Here is a 16,824-nt window from a genome sequence, read left to right as displayed (position 1 = left end):
CCGATGTCCGAAGACATGAACGTCGTCATCGAGGACCTCCGCGCCCATGCGTCCAAAGTGGACGGAGTGGCGGAGGCGCTGGACGCCGCCGTCGACGCCTCGCGGGCCGTGACGATGGACAACGACGCCTACGGGATCCTGTGCCGCCCCTTCGCATGGATGGTCGACCAGGCCGAGCAGCACGGCATCGACACCCTCCAGCACGCTGCCGAAGCCATCCGGGGCACCGCCTCGGACGTGCGCGCCGCGGCTGAGGAGTACCAGGCCACCGACGACGGGAACAGCCGGAACTTCGACGGGATGCAGGCGTGAGCAATCCGCTCGTCAACGCGCAGAACGCCGTCGATCCCTCGGAACCGCCGGACGGCATCACGGGCATCGGCATCGTGGAGTCCTGGCACGACGTCACCAGCCTCAACGACGAGTCCACCTGGCTGGAGAGCAGCCTCGGCTACGGCGGGCTCGCGATGGAAGCGGTCAGCGTCGTCGTCGACCCGGTCGGCACCCTGCTCTCCTACGGGGTGGCGTGGCTGATCGAGCACATCCAGCCGCTGCAGGAAGCCCTCGACTGGTTCGCCGGTGACCCCGACGGGGTGCAGGCCTATTCCGAGCAGTGGCAGCAGGTCGCGACCTCGGTCGGTGCGGCCGCGACGCAGTACCGCGACTCCGTGCGGGCCGACACCGCGCACTGGACCGGCGCTGCCGGCGACGCGTACCGGCGGCACGCCGCGGAGCGGGCGACGGCGCTGACCGGGGCGGGCGAGCTCGCGGGCACCATCTCCAGCGTCGTGGGCACGATGGGCATGGTCGTGTCCTTCGTGCGCGACTTCGTCCGGGACCTCGTCGCCGACTGCATCTCCCGGCTCATCACCTACGCGCTGGAAGCGCTCGCGCCACCCGTGGTCTCCCTCGCCTGGGTCGTGCCGCAGGCGGTGGCGTTCATCGCCCGGACCGTCACGAAGATCGCCGACATCGTCGGGAAGCTGATCAAGACCATCGGCAACGTCGGGCCGAAGATGGCGCGGATGGTCGAGGTCTTCGGCGACCTCATGAAGATGCTCGGCAAGGGCGCGAAGTTCTCCGCGGAGAAGGTCGCGGCGGCCGGGAAGATCGCCTCGAAGGTCGCCGACAAGCTCGACGTCTCCGGGAAGATCGCGGACAAGGCCGCGGACAAGGCCTGGCGCAAGCTCGACGACGTCTTCGACACCGACGTGGCGGGCAGGCACCACGCCAGGGCCGGTGGCGGCGACTCCGGAGGCTCGGACTCGGACGGTGGCGGAACCGATTCCCCCGCGGACGCGCGCAGGTCGAGTGCGGACGGGTCGGAGGTGCGGACCGCCGCGGGCAGGTCCAGCGGCGACGGGCCGGAGGCGCCGACCGGCAGGTCCACCGGCGACGGGCCCGAGACGCCGACCGGCGCTGGCACGTCGATGCGATCCGCGGGGGATGCGGCGCCGGGTCGAGCGGACGCGGAGAGCGCGTCCGGCGGCGGTTCCACGTCCGGCGGACAGGCGAGTGGCGGTTCCTCGTTCCGCTCGGACGCGGGCGGCGCACCGGTCGGGCACGCGCCCGAGAGCGGGACCTCGGCCGAGGTGCGGAGCGCCCCGGTCGACGCGGGCGGGCGCGCAGGTGGCGGGCCGGACACCGCGAGCTCGGGCGGCACCGCACCGGGCGAGCAGGCCGGTTCGGCTGCGGGCCGGTTCACCGCGCAGAGCGGCGAGGCGCCCGCCGGCGGCCCCGCGACGTCCACATCGGACGGTGGTGGTGCCGGTGGGTACCTGCCGGGCTCGTCCGCCGGGCACGCCGACGTGCCGAGCAGGCCCGCGGCGACGACGTCCGCCGCGGTCGATGCCCCGGTGCGCCCGCCGAACGCGGACGCGCCCGCCGCGGCGCCGACTCCGCCACGCCAGCCGGACCAGCCGGGTGCCGCGCCCTCCAGCGGATCGTCGGCAGGCGGCGGCCCCGCCGGAGGAGCTCCGCAGGCGGGTGCGCCGGGCGCGCCCGGCGCTCGCGGCGCCCGACCGGCCGGCTGGACCGGCACCCCGGGCAGCCCCGGCGCCGCCCACCTGCCGAGCGGGCCTCGCGCGCCGCATGCGCCGGACGGCCCCCGCACGGCGCCGGAACGAGCCGCGCACGCGCACCGGGATGCGCCCGACCAAGGGAATTCGCCGCAGCAGCCCGGGAATCCGCGCGCCGCGGTATCACGAGCGGATGCGCCACAAACACCGAGCGCTCCGCCACGGGCCGATGCGCCGACTCCGCCGCGGGCGGACGGGCCGGTGTCCCCTCGGACGGATGCGCCGATGCCTTCGCGGGCGGATGCGCCGGTGCCGCCGCGGGCGGATGGGTCGACTCCGCCTCGGGCGGATGCCCCGGTGTCGCCGCGGGCCGACGCGCCGGTGTCCCCGCGGGCGGATGGGCCGGTGCCTTCGCGGGCGGATGCGCCGACTCCGCCTCGTGCCGCCGCGCCGGTACCGCCTCGGACGGATCCACCGGTACCGCCGCGAGGAGACGCCCCCGCGGCACCCTCGCCCCGGCCGGACGGCCCCGGCACGCCGCACGCTCCCGGCCCGGACTCGCCGGGAGCGCGCCACCAGACATCCGCCCCGCGTCCCGCCGCGCCGCAGCCGAGGTTCCCGGACGAGCGGCCGTGGTCGCGGCTCGACGGGTCGGATTTCGCCCACGTCGCCCCGAACTCGGCCGTGCCGTGGGGCACGGGCCACCGGAGCCATCCCGACGCGCAGCCGCAGCGCGCACCGGAGCGGTCGACCGCCGAATCGATGGCCGCCGAACGTCCGGTGCCGCGGCACGAGCAGGTCCAGCACGCCTGGAACCGCCCCGGTGACGGGCCTGCCGAGCTCGACCTGTCCCCGGAGCTGCGCGCGAAGCTCGGCGACGACGCCCACGACATCGGGGCGACGGAGTCCGGTATCTCGATGGTGCGCAGCGGTTCCGGTGTCGAACCGCCGCCCGGTGCGGCCGTCGACCCGAAGCGCTTCACCGTCGAAGTCCACGGTGGACCGGACGGTGTGCGGCTCGGCGACCGCGACCTCGACGCGAAGGAACTCGCCGAGGTCATCAAGGCCGCACCCGGCTACCGCCCCGGCGAACCGGTCCGCCTGATCTCCTGCCGCACCGGCGCCGACACCGGCGACGGCACCCCGAACTTCGCGCAGCAGCTGGCGAAGGAACTGGACGCCGAGGTCGTGGCGCCGTCCACGGACGCCTGGGTCGACAACTTCGGCAACGTCTACGCCAGCAAGGACCGCGCCTCCTTCGAACCCGACGCCTCCGGCGCCCCGCAGCCCCGCTTCGACGAACCCGGCCAGTGGACCGCCTTCCGCCCCGACGGCACCACCGCCGTCCACGACAGCCCCTACCCGCCCGGCCACGAACCTGAATGGGTCCGCAACGGCCGGCTCGCCGACGACGCCGAGCAGCGGGGCCTGCTGCGCAAGCTGGCCGAGTTCTTCGGCTTCCGGCCCCGAGATCCGAGCCCGCCACCCGGGCACCAGCAGATGTGGCCGGACCCCAGGACGCCGTGGCAGCACCAAGGGCACCTGCTGCCGCAGGAACACCCGCAGGGCTACCCGGCGGCCCAGGGGCACCCGCAGCACCCCGGATATCCGCAGCAGCCCGGTCACCCGGAGCAGCCCGGTCACCCGCAGTCGACCGGATACGCGCAGCAGCCCGGGAGCCCGCAAGCACCAGGACCGGCACAGCCGCCGGGACGCGTGCAGCAGGGCCCGCCGCAGTTCCAGCAGCAGCCCGGCGGCCACGACCTCGCCCGCGGACAACAGGCCCAGCCTCCGGCTGCGGGCCCCTACCCGCACCCTGCGGCCCACCCGAACTCGGTGCCCCGCCCGCAGGGCGGTGGGCATCTCCCGCAGGAACGGCAGTCCCACCTGCACCCCGGCGCGCAGCCGGAAGCGCAGCGCCCGAGACCGGTGCAGGCGTCGCCGAGCAACCCGGGGGATCCGCGCGTCGGGTCGCCGCGCAACCCTGCGCCGCAGCAGCCTTTCCAGGGCCGGAGCGGACTCGGCCCGGCTGGACGATCTTCCGAGCAGAACCTCGGCCGCCACGATGCCCCGGGCCAGCAGCCCCCTCAGCAGTCGCAGTCGAACGCGGACCTCGCCGCGCAGCGGCGGTCCTTGGACGGTGCTACCGACCCGGCTCTGCCGCGCATGCGAGCGCGAGACGGACAGGGGGCAGATCCACGGTACCCGCAGCGTGATGCGGGAGGCCTCGGTGAGACGACCGCACGATCGCGGGACTCCGCCCATGCCGATACGACTCGGAGCGGGCCTGGCGGACCACGAAGCACCACCCGAGGGCAGCAGGGCGAGCCGAACCCGCGGACGTGGGAGAGCGATCTCGGCGGACGAGGCGCGCCGCACCTGGCTCAATCGCCTGCGAGGCATGAGCAGGCGAATTCCGCATCCGAGCCGTCGGTTGCGAGAACCGACAGGGCTGATCCGGATTCGCCCGGAGAGGGTGGCGTTCCAGGAACCCCGATTCGAGAGCCTGATTTCAGTGAGCCGCTCGGCCACCTATCTGATGGTGCTGAACTCGACCAGGCTAGCGTTGAGAGGTCCTTGACGCGGCAGTACTCGGGTGAGCGCGACGTTGTGTGGCGCGCCGATCGAGACACGCTCTACCGCCATGATGACCGACCTCCGGAACAGATCTTCGCTGACGGAGGAGGGTTCCGTGCACGGGGGGAGCGCGTTGATCTCTGGCAACACTTGGAAAATTCGAGAGGCGGGTTGGTCGCGACCACGCGTAGCGAGTCCCATGCTTTCGACCGCGCTGTTGGCAGCGGAAAGGGGGGCGTGTCGTACGTGTACGTGATCGAAGCTCCCGGCGGTGTCGACGTCGACGAGATGAATCTCGGGGACTCACGAGAGTCGGAAGTGGCGTTCGTGAAGAACATCGATGTCAGATTCATCCGAAAGTGCATGGAGGTGGACAAGAGGACAGGTGAGGTGATTAACCACCACCACAACCCGCATTTTTGGAAGGAATCAGGTTGATGAGCTCGTCGAACGAGACTCCCGGGACTCCGGTGATCACGGCGTCGATGCGGGAAGCGGCGAGGGCGCGTGCGGGCGGATACCTCTACGTCACGGATCCCGCTTACGACCCCGATGGCGACGTGCCCCCGCACGGGATCAAGGGCGCTTTCGGCGTCGACGAGAACGGGGAGATCGGGGACTTCCACCCCAATCCGAACTATCGACCGTCGCGGGTGGAGGAGGCGGAGCCGCCGGCGGGCTTGGTCGATCACGGCTTGCGCGAGACGCTGGCGGGCCGCTTCGACCAGGAGCAGTTCCTGCGCTACGTGGCCGGCGCGGTGCTGCCGGTCCTCGTGTCGGAGCAGGGGAACCCGCTCCTGCTCGACGCCGACGACGGCGTTTGCCTGATGACGTACAGCACGCCGAAGGCCGTGCCGGAGGACGTGCGGATCGAGCGAATGTACCTCCCCCGGGTCGTGCCGAAGCTGCCGACCGAGGCGTCCGTGGTGTTGACGGGAACTGCCGGAGTGCAGGCGAGGTATCCGGTCCCGGATCTGGTGGCGGCGATGCGCGCGGCGCAGATGCTGTTGGACGATCCCGAGGGCGGTACCTGCGTCGGGCCTCCGATCTGGGCGGAGTACGGCCCGAGGTTGGTCGAAGCGGTGGGCGAGGAGACCTTCGCCGCGGCGGAACGTGCTTTGGCGCGTTGGGGCACGCTCGGAAGCGCGCTCAACCGAGAGGGCGCTCGATCCGCTGTGCTGGGGATCGTCGCGGTCGAGGTGCTGGTGGCCAGTGGTGTCACCGATCCGGACGTGCTCGCGGCGGCAGCGGCGTTCCGCGGTGTGGAACCCCGGTACGCCGGCCTGCGCGAGCGGGTGACCAAGGTCCCGGACGAAGGGCTGCCGGTGGCGATGTTGTTGCGGGCGGCGGTGAGCCCGGAAGTGCCAGGGGATGTGAACCCGGAGCTGGTTTTCCAGGACTACTCGGGCCATCTCAACGAGCTGCCGTGGCAGGTGCGCGCAATCGTGCTCGCCCACCGGGTCGCAGACCTCACCTCCCCGTTCCTGCCGCCTGAACGGCGCGAGGTCTCGCGAGCCGACTTGGCAGGGCCGTTGTTGTCCTGCGCGCAGGATCTGCCCGAAGCGCTGCGGAACCAGGTCGCCGAGCTGGCCGGGGCCGATCCTTCGGATCTGATCTCGTTCCGCGCGGCTCCGCGTCCGGTTCCGGCGGTCGCCTCCGACGACCACGCCATCGAGCGGGTCCGCGCGGCAACGGGGTTGACCGGTCCTGCCGATGTCGCCGATGTCGGCCCGGCCTACGTCGTGCGGGAGTCGGGTGGCTCGGCGCAGCTGCACTTCGTCCACAAGCGCTGGGGAACCGTGACCAGCGTGCTGGACGAAGGCGGAGCGATCAGCGACTACTGCGGCAGGTACGAGCTGTTCTCCTTCGACGCGGCGGTGTTGACCTCGCGAGCCGTCGCGCAGGCTGGGGCGGGTTCCGCACGGACGGCCCCGGAACCGCACGAGCGCTTCACCGGATCTCTGCTCGGCGGCGCTGCCGGTGATGCGCTCGGTTACGCGCTCGAGTTCCACGACGTCGCGGTCATCCGGCAGCAGCACGGTCCGGCCGGCCTCACCGGACCGGTGCTGCACGGCGGTGTCGCGCCGGTCTCCGATGGCACGCAGCTGATGCTGTTCACGGTGGAGGGGCTGATCCGGGCGCACGTGGCACGGCGGGCTCAGCCCGCGGACGACGATCCGATTCCCGAGGTGCAGCACGCTTATCAGCGTTGGCTGCACGCTCAGGGCCGCCCGTGGGCGCAAGCGGGCGGGCCGTACGCGCACCACCTGCAGCGGCCGGACGGATGGTTGATCACGAACCCCGGATTGTTCGCGCAGCGGTCGCCGGGCGGCACCTGCCTGCAGGCGGTGGAGAACTTCGCGCGAACGCACCGCTTCGCGACTCCGCAGCACCGGCTCAACGATTCGAAGGGTTGCGGCGGTGTGGTGCGAGCGGCGCCGGTGGCGGTGTGGTCGCACGATCCCGCCGAGGTGTTCCGCGTCGCAGTGGGCACCGCGGCGCTCACCCACGGCCATCCGAGCGGTTTCCTGTCCGCCGGGGTGTTGGCGGTGGTGGTGCACCAGCTGATCCGGGAGGTGCCGCTGCCGGACGCGGTGCGCACGGCGCGCGAGCTGCTGGTGCGCTGGCCGCTGCACGAGGAGCAGTTGTGGCGCCTGGACGCCGCGGTGCAGCTGGGGGGCAAGGGGCCGGTGAGCCCGGAGGAGATCAACGCGGTCCTCGGCCACGGCGTGCTGGCCGAGGAGGTGTTGGCGATCGGTCTGTACGCGGCGCTGGCGACCGGCGATCTCCGCTCGGCGCTGCTGCTGTCGGTGAACCACTCCGGCGACTCGGCGTCGACCGGGATGGTGTGCGGGAACATCGCGGGCGCGCTGCACGGGGTCGAGGCGCTGCCACCGGAGTGGCTGGGCCCGTTGGAGCTGCGGGACGTCGTGGAGGTCTCGGCACGGGACGCCCAGGCGGAGTTCGGCCCGCACCCCCCCACCGACCCCACCTGGTTCCAGCGCTACCCGGGTTGGTGAGGGGTGGGTCGGTGCGGGGCGGGATGATCGGAGTCGGGTCGGTGACGAGGGGGAGTGCAGGGTGATCGTCGGGACGCCGGTGGCGGGGACCTTGGCCTTGGTGGACGGCCGGTGGCACGGGTGGTCGGAGTCGCGGGACGGGTCCGCGGTGCTGACGGGATTCGAGGCGCCGGTGCCGGTGGAGCGGATCGGGTCCGTCGTCGTGGTGCAGGGCGAGCCGCCCGAGCCGGGGCGGGCGTTCCCGGCTCCGGCCGCGCACGGCGCGCCGACCGAGCCCGCGCTGCGCCCGGACGTGCGCGCGGAGCTGGGTGCGGTGCTGCGGGGCGCGGTGCCCGCGGGGGCGTGGGGCGTCGGCGTCGAGTGCACGGCGCTCGGCACCCGCTTCGAGGTCTCCGGGACCGCCACGACCGACACCGGTGAGCACGCCTGGATCCCGCCGCAGGAGGTGCTGGACGCGCTGCGCCGCGCCCGGGACGTCGAGTACCGCCCGGAGTCCGGGGCGTGGACGACGACCCGCTGCTCGGTGGCGCCGGATGGTGCGCCGGTCGTCGAGTTCGGACAGGACCGGCCCGCCGAGGTGGCTCCGCAGGACGCGTTCGACGAGCTCCGCCTCTTCCCGCGCGCGCAGGCGGCGGAGTGGTTGCTGGGGCCCGCGTGGCACCACTACGAGCAGCACCGCGCGGACGCCGGAGCGGGCCCGGTGCGGATGGCGCGGCTGTTCGACGGCGCGGACGCGGAGGGCCGGCCGTTGGCGTACCGGCCGGTGCTGCCGTGGGTGGAGAAGCGGCTGCTGATCGAGTACCTGTCGGGTGGCGCGGTGGTGCTGGCCGCCCGCAGCACGTCGGCGGACGAGGTCGACCCGGGCCGTCCGCCGGAGGTGCCGAAGCGCTTCCACACCGACGGCACCTGGGTGTGGCCGCTGTCGATGGCCTACTACCTGGACGTGCACGACATCTCCCCGCCGCGCGACTTCCTGGACCACGTCCGGGCGCGGGCGCACCGGCTGCCGGAGGTCGTCGCCGATCACGCGGTGGAGCAGGCCAAGGCGCTGGTGCTGGGGTCCGAACCGGACGCGTTCGACGCGGAGCGGACCGCGGGCGCGATCGATCTGGCGCGCCGCTTCATCGCGGCGCTGGGCGTGAGCCGCCGCTTCTACAGCTTCGCGGAACCGGTCGAGGGCGGCTGGAGCATGCTGCGCGAGGCGGACGGCTGGTGGTCGGTGTTCTGCGTGGACGGTGGCGAGGTGCGCAACAGCTCCCGCTTCCCGGAGGCGCACGCTGCGGCGGCGCACCTGATCGGCGCGGTCGCGCTCACCCGGGACTCGATGCAGCGCGAGCCGGACGAGCCGCTGGCCGAGTACGAGTGCCGGATCGTGCCGCTCGGACCGGACCGGCCGCTGTCCGCCTACGAGGACCGGCGGCACGCGATGCTCCCCGACGGGGCCGAAGTGGACCGCTTCGGCGCGCCCGACGGCAACGCGGTCTTCGTCGCGGGCACGACGCTGCCGCAGCGTTCGCTGCCGCCGGGGCGGGAGCCGGGGGAGTACCGGCGGTACCGGGTGGTGCGGAGCTTCGAGGTGCTCACCGCGGTGGCGAGGCCGGACCACGGGCAGGTCGGCGGCGGCACGGCGCACCTGCTGCCGCAGCCGGTCGGGGAGCTCGTCGCCGGCGGCTGGCTCGCGGAGGTGTGATCGGCACCTCGTGCCTGGTCGGACGCCGGCCCGCCCGAGTCGTGGGACGCCCGCCGCGCCCGCTGGCGGCTCTTGCCAGCGGCGGTAAGGTCGCGGGCAACACCACACCACTAGCTCGGTCCGCGGCGCTTCGGGGAAGATCGAGCAGGTCTTGGGGACCCCGTTTTGACCCCCTCAGAACGGGGCGGGTATCTTTGCTTATCGGACCCGAAAGCTATCGGGTCGGTCCGTATGCCCGTGCGTGAGCAGTGACCACTTCGGTGGTCGTGATCGCGGACATGGGCCGTGCGGAACTCTCCTGACAACCATCGGGTTCGTTCCTGTCGGTGCGCTCCCGCGGGCACCACCAGCGCCGCAAGGCCGGGGAGTGGGCGACACGCCCGACCTCGTGGTGCGGGGGAGTCCCAAGTAAACAGTGCCTGCCAGGTGCTCGGCGCCAGGGCACGTGCCCGGACGCCGACGTGTGCGAGCGCCGCCGGGCGAGAGCAACCACGAAGACGCGAACGCTCAAGAGAAAGCCGGTCCATGCCCACCATCCAGCAGCTGGTCCGTAAGGGCCGCCAGGACAAGGTCGCCAAGACCAAGACCGCGGCGCTCAAGGGGAGCCCGCAGCGGCGTGGCGTGTGCACCCGCGTGTACACCACCACCCCGAAGAAGCCCAACTCGGCACTGCGCAAGGTCGCTCGTGTCAAGCTCACCAGCGGCATCGAGGTCACGGCCTACATCCCGGGTGAGGGGCACAACCTCCAGGAGCACTCGATCGTGCTGGTTCGCGGCGGCCGTGTGAAGGACCTCCCCGGCGTGCGGTACAAGATCATCCGCGGGTCGGCCGACACGCAGGGTGTGAAGAACCGCAAGCAGGCTCGCAGCCGGTACGGCGCGAAGAAGGAGAAGAGCTGATGCCCCGCAAGGGTCCGGCCCCGAAGCGGCCGCTCAACGCCGATCCCGTGTACGCCTCGCCGCTGGTCACCCAGCTGGTGAACAAGGTCCTCGTCGACGGCAAGCGCTCGCTGGCCGAGAAGATCGTGTACGCGGCGCTCGAGGGCGCTCGGGAGAAGAACGGCACCGACCCGGTGGTCACGCTCAAGCGTGCGCTGGACAACGTGAAGCCGACCCTGGAGGTCCGCAGCCGCCGCGTGGGTGGCGCGACCTACCAGGTGCCGATCGAGGTCCGCGCCGGCCGCTCGACCACGCTGGCCCTGCGCTGGCTGGTCACCTACTCGCGGGCGCGCCGCGAGAAGACCATGGTCGAGCGCCTCATGAACGAACTGCTCGACGCCAGCAACGGCCTCGGCGCGAGCGTCAAGAAGCGCGAAGACACGCACAAGATGGCGGAGTCCAACAAGGCCTTCGCGCACTACCGCTGGTGACGTCGGGTCGGCTCCTGCCCGCCTCGGCACACCGATTCGACGGCTTGCATCTGCTGTAGGAACGGGGAAGAAACTCGTGGCACGCGACGTGCTGACGGACCTCACGAAGGTTCGCAACATCGGCATCATGGCCCACATCGACGCGGGCAAGACCACCACGACCGAGCGGATCCTGTACTACACCGGGATCAACCACAAGCTCGGCGAGACGCACGACGGCGCCTCGACGATGGACTGGATGGAAGAGGAGCAGAAGCGGGGTATCACGATCACCTCGGCTGCCACCACGACCTTCTGGGGCGACTACCAGATCAACATCATCGACACCCCCGGGCACGTCGACTTCACGGTCGAGGTGGAGCGCTCGCTGCGCGTCCTGGACGGCGCCGTCGCGGTCTTCGACGGCAAGGAAGGTGTCGAGCCGCAGTCCGAGCAGGTCTGGCGGCAGGCGGACAAGTACGACGTCCCGCGCATCTGCTTCGTCAACAAGATGGACAAGCTGGGCGCGGACTTCTACTTCACCGTGAAGACCATCCGCGAGCGGCTGAACGCCACTCCGCTGGTCATCCAGCTCCCGATCGGCAGCGAGTCCGACTTCGAGGGCATCGTCGACCTGGTCAGCATGAAGGCGCTGACCTGGCGCGGTGACGTCAAGAAGGGCGAGCAGTACGAGGTCGAGGAGATCCCCGCCGACCTGGCCGAGGCCGCCGCTTCCTACCGCGAGCAGCTGATCGAGGCCGTCGCCGAGACCGACGAGGCCCTCATGGAGGCCTACTTCGGCGGCGAGGAGCTGACCACCGACCAGATCAAGGCCGGCATCCGCAAGCTGACCGTCGAGCGCACCGCGTTCCCGGTCCTGTGCGGTACCGCGTTCAAGAACAAGGGCGTGCAGCCCATGCTCGACGCGGTCGTCGACTACCTGCCCGCGCCGCTGGACGTGCCGCCGGTGCAGGGCCTGCTGCTGGACGGCGAGACCGCCGCCGAGCGCAAGCCCAGCACCCAGGAGCCGTTCTCCGCGCTGGTCTCCAAGATCGCGGTGCACCCGTTCTACGGGAAGCTGACCTACATCCGGGTCTACTCCGGCAAGCTCTCCTCCGGTTCGCAGGTCATGAACTCGACCCGCGAGCGCAAGGAGCGCATCGGGAAGCTCTTCCAGATGCACTCCAACAAGGAGAACCCGGTCGACGAGGCCCAGGCCGGTCACATCTACGCGGTCGTCGGGCTCAAGGACACCACCACCGGTGACACCTTGTCCGACCCGCAGAACCCGATCGTCCTGGAGTCGATGACCTTCCCGGAGCCGGTCATCGACGTCGCGGTCGAGCCGAAGACGAAGGCCGACCAGGAGAAGCTGTCCACGGCGATCCAGAAGCTCGCCGAGGAGGACCCGACCTTCCGCGTCCACCACGACGAGGAGACCGGTCAGACGGTCCTGTCCGGCATGGGCGAGCTGCACCTGGAAGTCCTGGTCAACCGGATGAAGTCGGACTTCAAGGTCGAGGCGAACATCGGTAAGCCGCAGGTGGCCTACCGGGAGACGATTCGCAAGCCGGTCGAGAAGTACGAGTACACGCACAAGAAGCAGACCGGTGGCTCCGGGCAGTTCGCCCGCGTCATCATCGGCCTCGAGCCGATCGAGCAGACTGCGGACAGTGCGACGTACGAGTTCCAGAACAAGGTCACCGGTGGTCGCGTCCCGCGCGAGTACATCCCGTCGGTGGACCAGGGCGCGCAGGACGCCATGCAGTACGGCGTGCTGGCCGGCTACCCGCTGGTGGGCGTCAAGGTGATCTTGTTGGACGGCCAGTACCACGAGGTCGACTCCTCGGAGATGGCGTTCAAGGTCGCCGGTTCCATCGCCCTGAAGGAGGCCGCGCAGAAGGCCTCCCCGGCGATCCTCGAACCGGTGATGGCGGTCGAGGTGATCACGCCCGAGGACTACATGGGCGATGTCATCGGCGACCTCAACTCCCGCCGTGGCCAGATCCAGGCCATGGAGGAGCGCAGCGGTGCGCGCGTCGTCAAGGCGCAGGTGCCGCTGTCCGAGATGTTCGGGTATGTCGGCGACCTGCGTTCCAAGACGCAGGGCCGCGCGAACTACTCGATGGTGTTCGACTCCTACGCCGAGGTTCCCGCGAACGTGGCGAAGGAGATCATCGCGAAGGCTACGGGCGAGTAATTCCCTGTAGTTCGGCGGCGGGTGGCTCCGGCCTCCGCGGGAGGACCGGAGCCCTCCGCTGCCAAACCCGACAGGACTCCGCCTGGCACTGAATCTTCGCGCAACGCGGGGACTGGCTAGTCGTACGGCGGAAAGAGAACCAAGTCCAGGAGGACAATCCAGTGGCTAAGGCGAAGTTCGAGAGGGACAAGCCGCACGTCAACATCGGGACCATCGGTCACGTTGACCACGGCAAGACCACGCTCACCGCGGCCATCACCAAGGTGCTGCACGAGAAGTACCCGGAGCTGAACCCCTTCACGCCGTTCGACGAGATCGACAAGGCTCCCGAGGAAAAGCAGCGCGGCATCACGATCCAGATCGCGCACGTCGAGTACCAGACCGAGAAGCGTCACTACGCGCACGTCGACGCCCCCGGTCACGCCGACTACGTGAAGAACATGATCACGGGTGCCGCTCAGATGGACGGGGCGATCCTGGTCGTCGCCGCCACCGACGGTCCGATGCCGCAGACGCGTGAGCACGTGCTGCTGGCTCGCCAGGTCGGCGTGCCCTACATCCTCGTCGCGCTGAACAAGGCCGACATGGTCGACGACGAGGAGATCATGGAGCTCGTGGAGATGGAGGTGCGCGAGCTGCTCTCCGGCGAGGAGTACGACGGCGACGACGCTCCGGTCATCCGCGTCTCCGCGCTGAAGGCGCTCGAGGGCGACCCCGAGTGGTCCAACAAGATCGTCGAGCTGCTCGACGCGGTCGACGAGAACGTTCCGGACCCGGAGCGCGAGACCGACAAGCCCTTCCTGATGCCGGTCGAGGACGTCTTCTCGATCACCGGCCGCGGCACCGTGGTGACCGGTCGCATCGAGCGCGGCATCATCAAGGTCAACGAAGAGGTCGAGCTCGTCGGCATCAAGGACACCGCGCTGAAGACCACGGTCACCGGCGTCGAGATGTTCCGGAAGCTGCTGGACGAGGGCCAGGCCGGTGACAACGTCGGTCTGCTCGTGCGCGGCATCAAGCGCGAGGACGTCGAGCGCGGCATGGTGGTCGTCAAGCCGAAGACCACGACCCCGCACACCGAGTTCGAGTGCCAGGTCTACATCCGGTCGAAGGAGGACGGTGGCCGTCACACCCCGTTCTTCAACAACTACCGGCCGCAGTTCTACTTCCGCACCACCGACGTGACCGGCGTCGTGACCCTCCCCGAGGGCACCGAGATGGTCATGCCGGGTGACAACGTCGAGATGACGGTGCAGCTGATCCAGCCGATCGCGATGGACGACGGCCTCCGCTTCGCGATTCGCGAGGGTGGTCGTACGGTCGGCGCGGGTCGCGTCACCAAGATCATCAAGTGATCCACCGCGAGGGCCTGCTTCCTTCCCAGGGGGCAGGCCCTCGCTGGTTTTCGGGGTCGTGCCGCGGCGCGGACCCGGAAACCACCCCCCGATTCGGGCTGGCATCCGGCGTGTGTCATCCTGTATGGGTTGCTCGTTCGGAGCGGCCGGTTTCCCGGGTGTTCATCACCTGTCAGTGGAAGTCCCGGCCGCTCCGCCACGAGAAGCCCCGCGCCCTGGAGTTTCGGAGCAGGACCGGTTTCGGCCGGGCCTGGGCGCTGCGACGGGAGTCTTCCCGCGTCGCCGTCCGGCAGGGTGCAAAGAACTAGGTGTACGGGTCTTAGAGGGTGTCTTTCGAGAAGCTCTCGGATCCATCCCAACGGCGAAGTTCGGTGGGACCGGTCTGTGCGCAGTGGGCGACACGCCCGACCGCGTGTACCGGGCACCAGCAACCTGAACAGGGGCGGACCGAGGGCTGGGCCCTCCGTGCGGGAGTCATCCCGCCGGGAGCTCACCGGCCCAGGCCGCGACGGGCACCCGAAGCCCATGGGCGCAGGCGCCGTCGTCAGCATCGAGCTGAGGACCGCCACAGCGCCGACCACTGGCGGCACGAGACTAGAGGAACGGCAAGCCACTATGGCGGGACAGAAGATCCGCATCCGGCTCAAGGCCTACGACCACGAGGCGATCGACGCGTCCGCGCGCAAGATCGTCGAGACCGTGACGCGCACCGGCGCTCGGGTCGTCGGGCCGGTGCCGCTGCCGACGGAGAAGAACGTCTACTGCGTCATCCGCTCTCCGCACAAGTACAAGGACTCGCGGGAGCACTTCGAGATGCGGACGCACAAGCGGCTCATCGACATCCTCGAACCGACGCCGAAGACGGTGGACGCGTTGATGCGCATCGACCTGCCGGCCAGCGTCGACGTGAACATCCAGTAAGGGTCGGCCCATCTTGAGACGGCTCGTCCGCGGGCCGGCCGTAGTGCGGAGAGAACAAGACTGATGTCTGACAGGCAGATCAAGGGGATTCTGGGCACCAAGCTCGGCATGACCCAGGTCTTCGACGAGAACAACCGGGTCGTCCCGGTGACCGTCGTGCAGGCCGGGCCGAACGTGGTCACCCAGATCCGTACCCCCGACAAGGACGGCTATTCGGCCGTGCAGCTGGCGTTCGGCGCCATCGACCCCCGCAAGGTGAACAAGCCGCGCACCGGCCACTTCACCAAGGCCGGGGTCACGCCGCGCCGCCACCTCGTGGAGCTGCGCACGAACGACGCCGGTGAGTACGAAGTCGGCCAGGAGATCACCGCTGAGGTGTTCGAGTCCGGTGCGGTCGTCGACGTCGTCGGCACCAGCAAGGGCAAGGGCTTCGCCGGCACGATCAAGCGGCACGGCTTCCACCGCCAGCCGATGAGCCACGGTGCGCAGGCCGTGCACCGCAAGCCCGGCTCGATCGGTGGCTGCGCCACCCCGGGTCGTGTCTTCAAGGGCATGCGGATGGCGGGCCGGATGGGCTCCAACCGCGTGACCACCCAGAACCTCAAGGTTCACCGGGTGGAAGGCGAGTCCGGCCTGTTGCTGATCAAGGGTGCCGTTCCCGGCCCCAAGGGCGGCCTGGTTCTGGTCAAGAGCCCCGCGAAGGGTGGTGCGTGATGAGCGCGACGCTGGACGTCCGTACCCCGGACGGCGCGACCGACGGCAGCGTGACGCTGCCCGCCGAGATCTTCGACGTGCAGGCCAACGTGGCCCTGATGCACCAGGTGGTGACGGCCCAGCTGGCCGCCGCTCGCCAGGGCACGCACGCCACGAAGACTCGCGGCCAGGTCTCCGGTGGCGGCAAGAAGCCGTACCGGCAGAAGGGCACCGGTAACGCCCGCCAGGGCTCGATCCGGGCTCCCCAGTTCACCGGTGGTGGCACGGTGCACGGCCCGCAGCCGCGGGACTACACCCAGCGCACCCCCAAGAAGATGAAGGCCGCCGCGCTGCGCGGTGCGCTGTCCGACCGCGTTCGCGCCGGCCAGCTGCACGTCGTGACGCACGTGGTCGGTGGCGAGACGCCGTCGACCAAGGCCGCCAAGGCCGCGGTCCGCACCTGGACCCAGGCGAAGCGCGTGCTGGTCGTGCTGAACAACGCGGAGGAGGCCAATTCCTGGCTGAGCCTGCGGAACCTGACGAACGTGCACCTGATCACGCCGGGTCAGCTCAACACCTACGACGTGCTGGTCAACGACGACGTGGTGTTCACCAAGGCCGCGTTCGAGCGGTTCGTCGCCGGGCCTGCGCAGGTCGCCACGGCCGCGAGCGCTGAGGAGGCACAGCAGTGATCCCCGACCCGCGAGACATCATCCTGGCGCCGGTCGTCTCCGAGAAGAGCTACGGGCTCTTGGAGGAGGGCCAGTACACCTTCCTGGTTCGCCCCGGCTCGAACAAGACCGAGATCAAGATCGCCGTTGAGAAGATCTTCGATGTCAAGGTCACCAACGTGAACACGATCAACCGCAACGGCAAGCGCAAGCGCACCCGCACCGGGTACGGCAAGCGCAAGGACACGAAGCGGGCGATCGTGACGCTGTCCCCGGAGAGCAAGCCGATCGAGATCTTCGGCGGACCGGCCGCCTGACCGGCGCTGATTA

At 70.4% G+C, this 16,824-nt stretch carries 12 protein-coding genes; all 12 read left to right on the top strand.

What is annotated here, in order from left to right:
• Window positions 1-3 precede the first annotated feature (3 nt).
• The 12 genes from LCD31_RS06725 (at window position 4) to rplW (ending at window position 16,811) form a co-directional block, all read left to right on the top strand.
• Window positions 4-312 carry a type VII secretion target gene (locus tag LCD31_RS06725; RefSeq protein WP_224956675.1) on the top strand — a complete coding sequence of 103 codons (309 nt, stop codon included), beginning with the start codon at window positions 4-6 and terminating at the stop codon, window positions 310-312.
• Window positions 309-5,033, top strand: a complete 4,725-nt coding sequence (locus LCD31_RS06720; RefSeq protein WP_224956674.1) for a hypothetical protein — start codon at window positions 309-311, stop codon at window positions 5,031-5,033. The genes LCD31_RS06725 and LCD31_RS06720 overlap by 4 nt, the downstream gene beginning before the upstream one ends.
• Window positions 5,033-7,615 (top strand): type VII secretion system-associated protein, encoded by a 2,583-nt coding sequence (locus LCD31_RS06715; protein ID WP_224956673.1) that lies wholly within the window; start codon window positions 5,033-5,035, stop codon window positions 7,613-7,615. Before LCD31_RS06720 ends, LCD31_RS06715 begins: the two co-directional genes overlap by 1 nt.
• A 61-nt stretch (window positions 7,616-7,676) precedes the next feature.
• Complete coding sequence (locus LCD31_RS29485; RefSeq protein WP_224956672.1) at window positions 7,677-9,305, top strand: TNT domain-containing protein; 1,629 nt, start codon at window positions 7,677-7,679, stop codon at window positions 9,303-9,305.
• Between the two features lie 525 nt (window positions 9,306-9,830).
• A complete protein-coding gene (rpsL, locus tag LCD31_RS06705) occupies window positions 9,831-10,205 on the top strand; it encodes a 30S ribosomal protein S12 (RefSeq protein ID WP_009948619.1) in 375 nt (124 codons plus the stop codon).
• Window positions 10,205-10,675, top strand: coding sequence for a 30S ribosomal protein S7 (gene rpsG, locus LCD31_RS06700; RefSeq protein WP_224956671.1), 471 nt, complete (start codon window positions 10,205-10,207; stop codon window positions 10,673-10,675). Before rpsL ends, rpsG begins: the two co-directional genes overlap by 1 nt.
• A gap of 76 nt (window positions 10,676-10,751) precedes the next feature.
• Entirely contained in the window at window positions 10,752-12,854 is a 2,103-nt protein-coding gene (gene fusA, locus LCD31_RS06695; protein ID WP_224956670.1) for an elongation factor G, read from the top strand.
• 161 nt (window positions 12,855-13,015) lie between these two features.
• Window positions 13,016-14,209, top strand: coding sequence for an elongation factor Tu (gene tuf, locus LCD31_RS06690; protein ID WP_224956669.1), 1,194 nt, complete (start codon window positions 13,016-13,018; stop codon window positions 14,207-14,209).
• Between the two features lie 615 nt (window positions 14,210-14,824).
• Window positions 14,825-15,130, top strand: coding sequence for a 30S ribosomal protein S10 (gene rpsJ / locus LCD31_RS06685; protein ID WP_009948626.1), 306 nt, complete (start codon window positions 14,825-14,827; stop codon window positions 15,128-15,130).
• Between the two features lie 63 nt (window positions 15,131-15,193).
• On the top strand, window positions 15,194-15,844 hold the full coding sequence (rplC, locus tag LCD31_RS06680; protein ID WP_224956667.1) for a 50S ribosomal protein L3: 651 nt from the start codon (window positions 15,194-15,196) through the stop codon (window positions 15,842-15,844).
• Window positions 15,844-16,515 carry a 50S ribosomal protein L4 gene (gene rplD, locus LCD31_RS06675; RefSeq protein WP_224956665.1) on the top strand — a complete coding sequence of 224 codons (672 nt, stop codon included), beginning with the start codon at window positions 15,844-15,846 and terminating at the stop codon, window positions 16,513-16,515. Before rplC ends, rplD begins: the two co-directional genes overlap by 1 nt.
• A complete protein-coding gene (gene rplW / locus LCD31_RS06670) occupies window positions 16,512-16,811 on the top strand; it encodes a 50S ribosomal protein L23 (RefSeq protein WP_224956664.1) in 300 nt (99 codons plus the stop codon). Before rplD ends, rplW begins: the two co-directional genes overlap by 4 nt.
• Window positions 16,812-16,824 lie beyond the last annotated feature (13 nt).

Source organism: Saccharopolyspora sp. 6M, from assembly GCF_020176775.1.
Taxonomy (GTDB): domain Bacteria; phylum Actinomycetota; class Actinomycetes; order Mycobacteriales; family Pseudonocardiaceae; genus Saccharopolyspora_C; species Saccharopolyspora_C gregorii.
The sequence above is the reverse complement of the archived record's forward strand: the minus strand, read 5'-3'. Positions and strand labels throughout refer to the sequence as shown.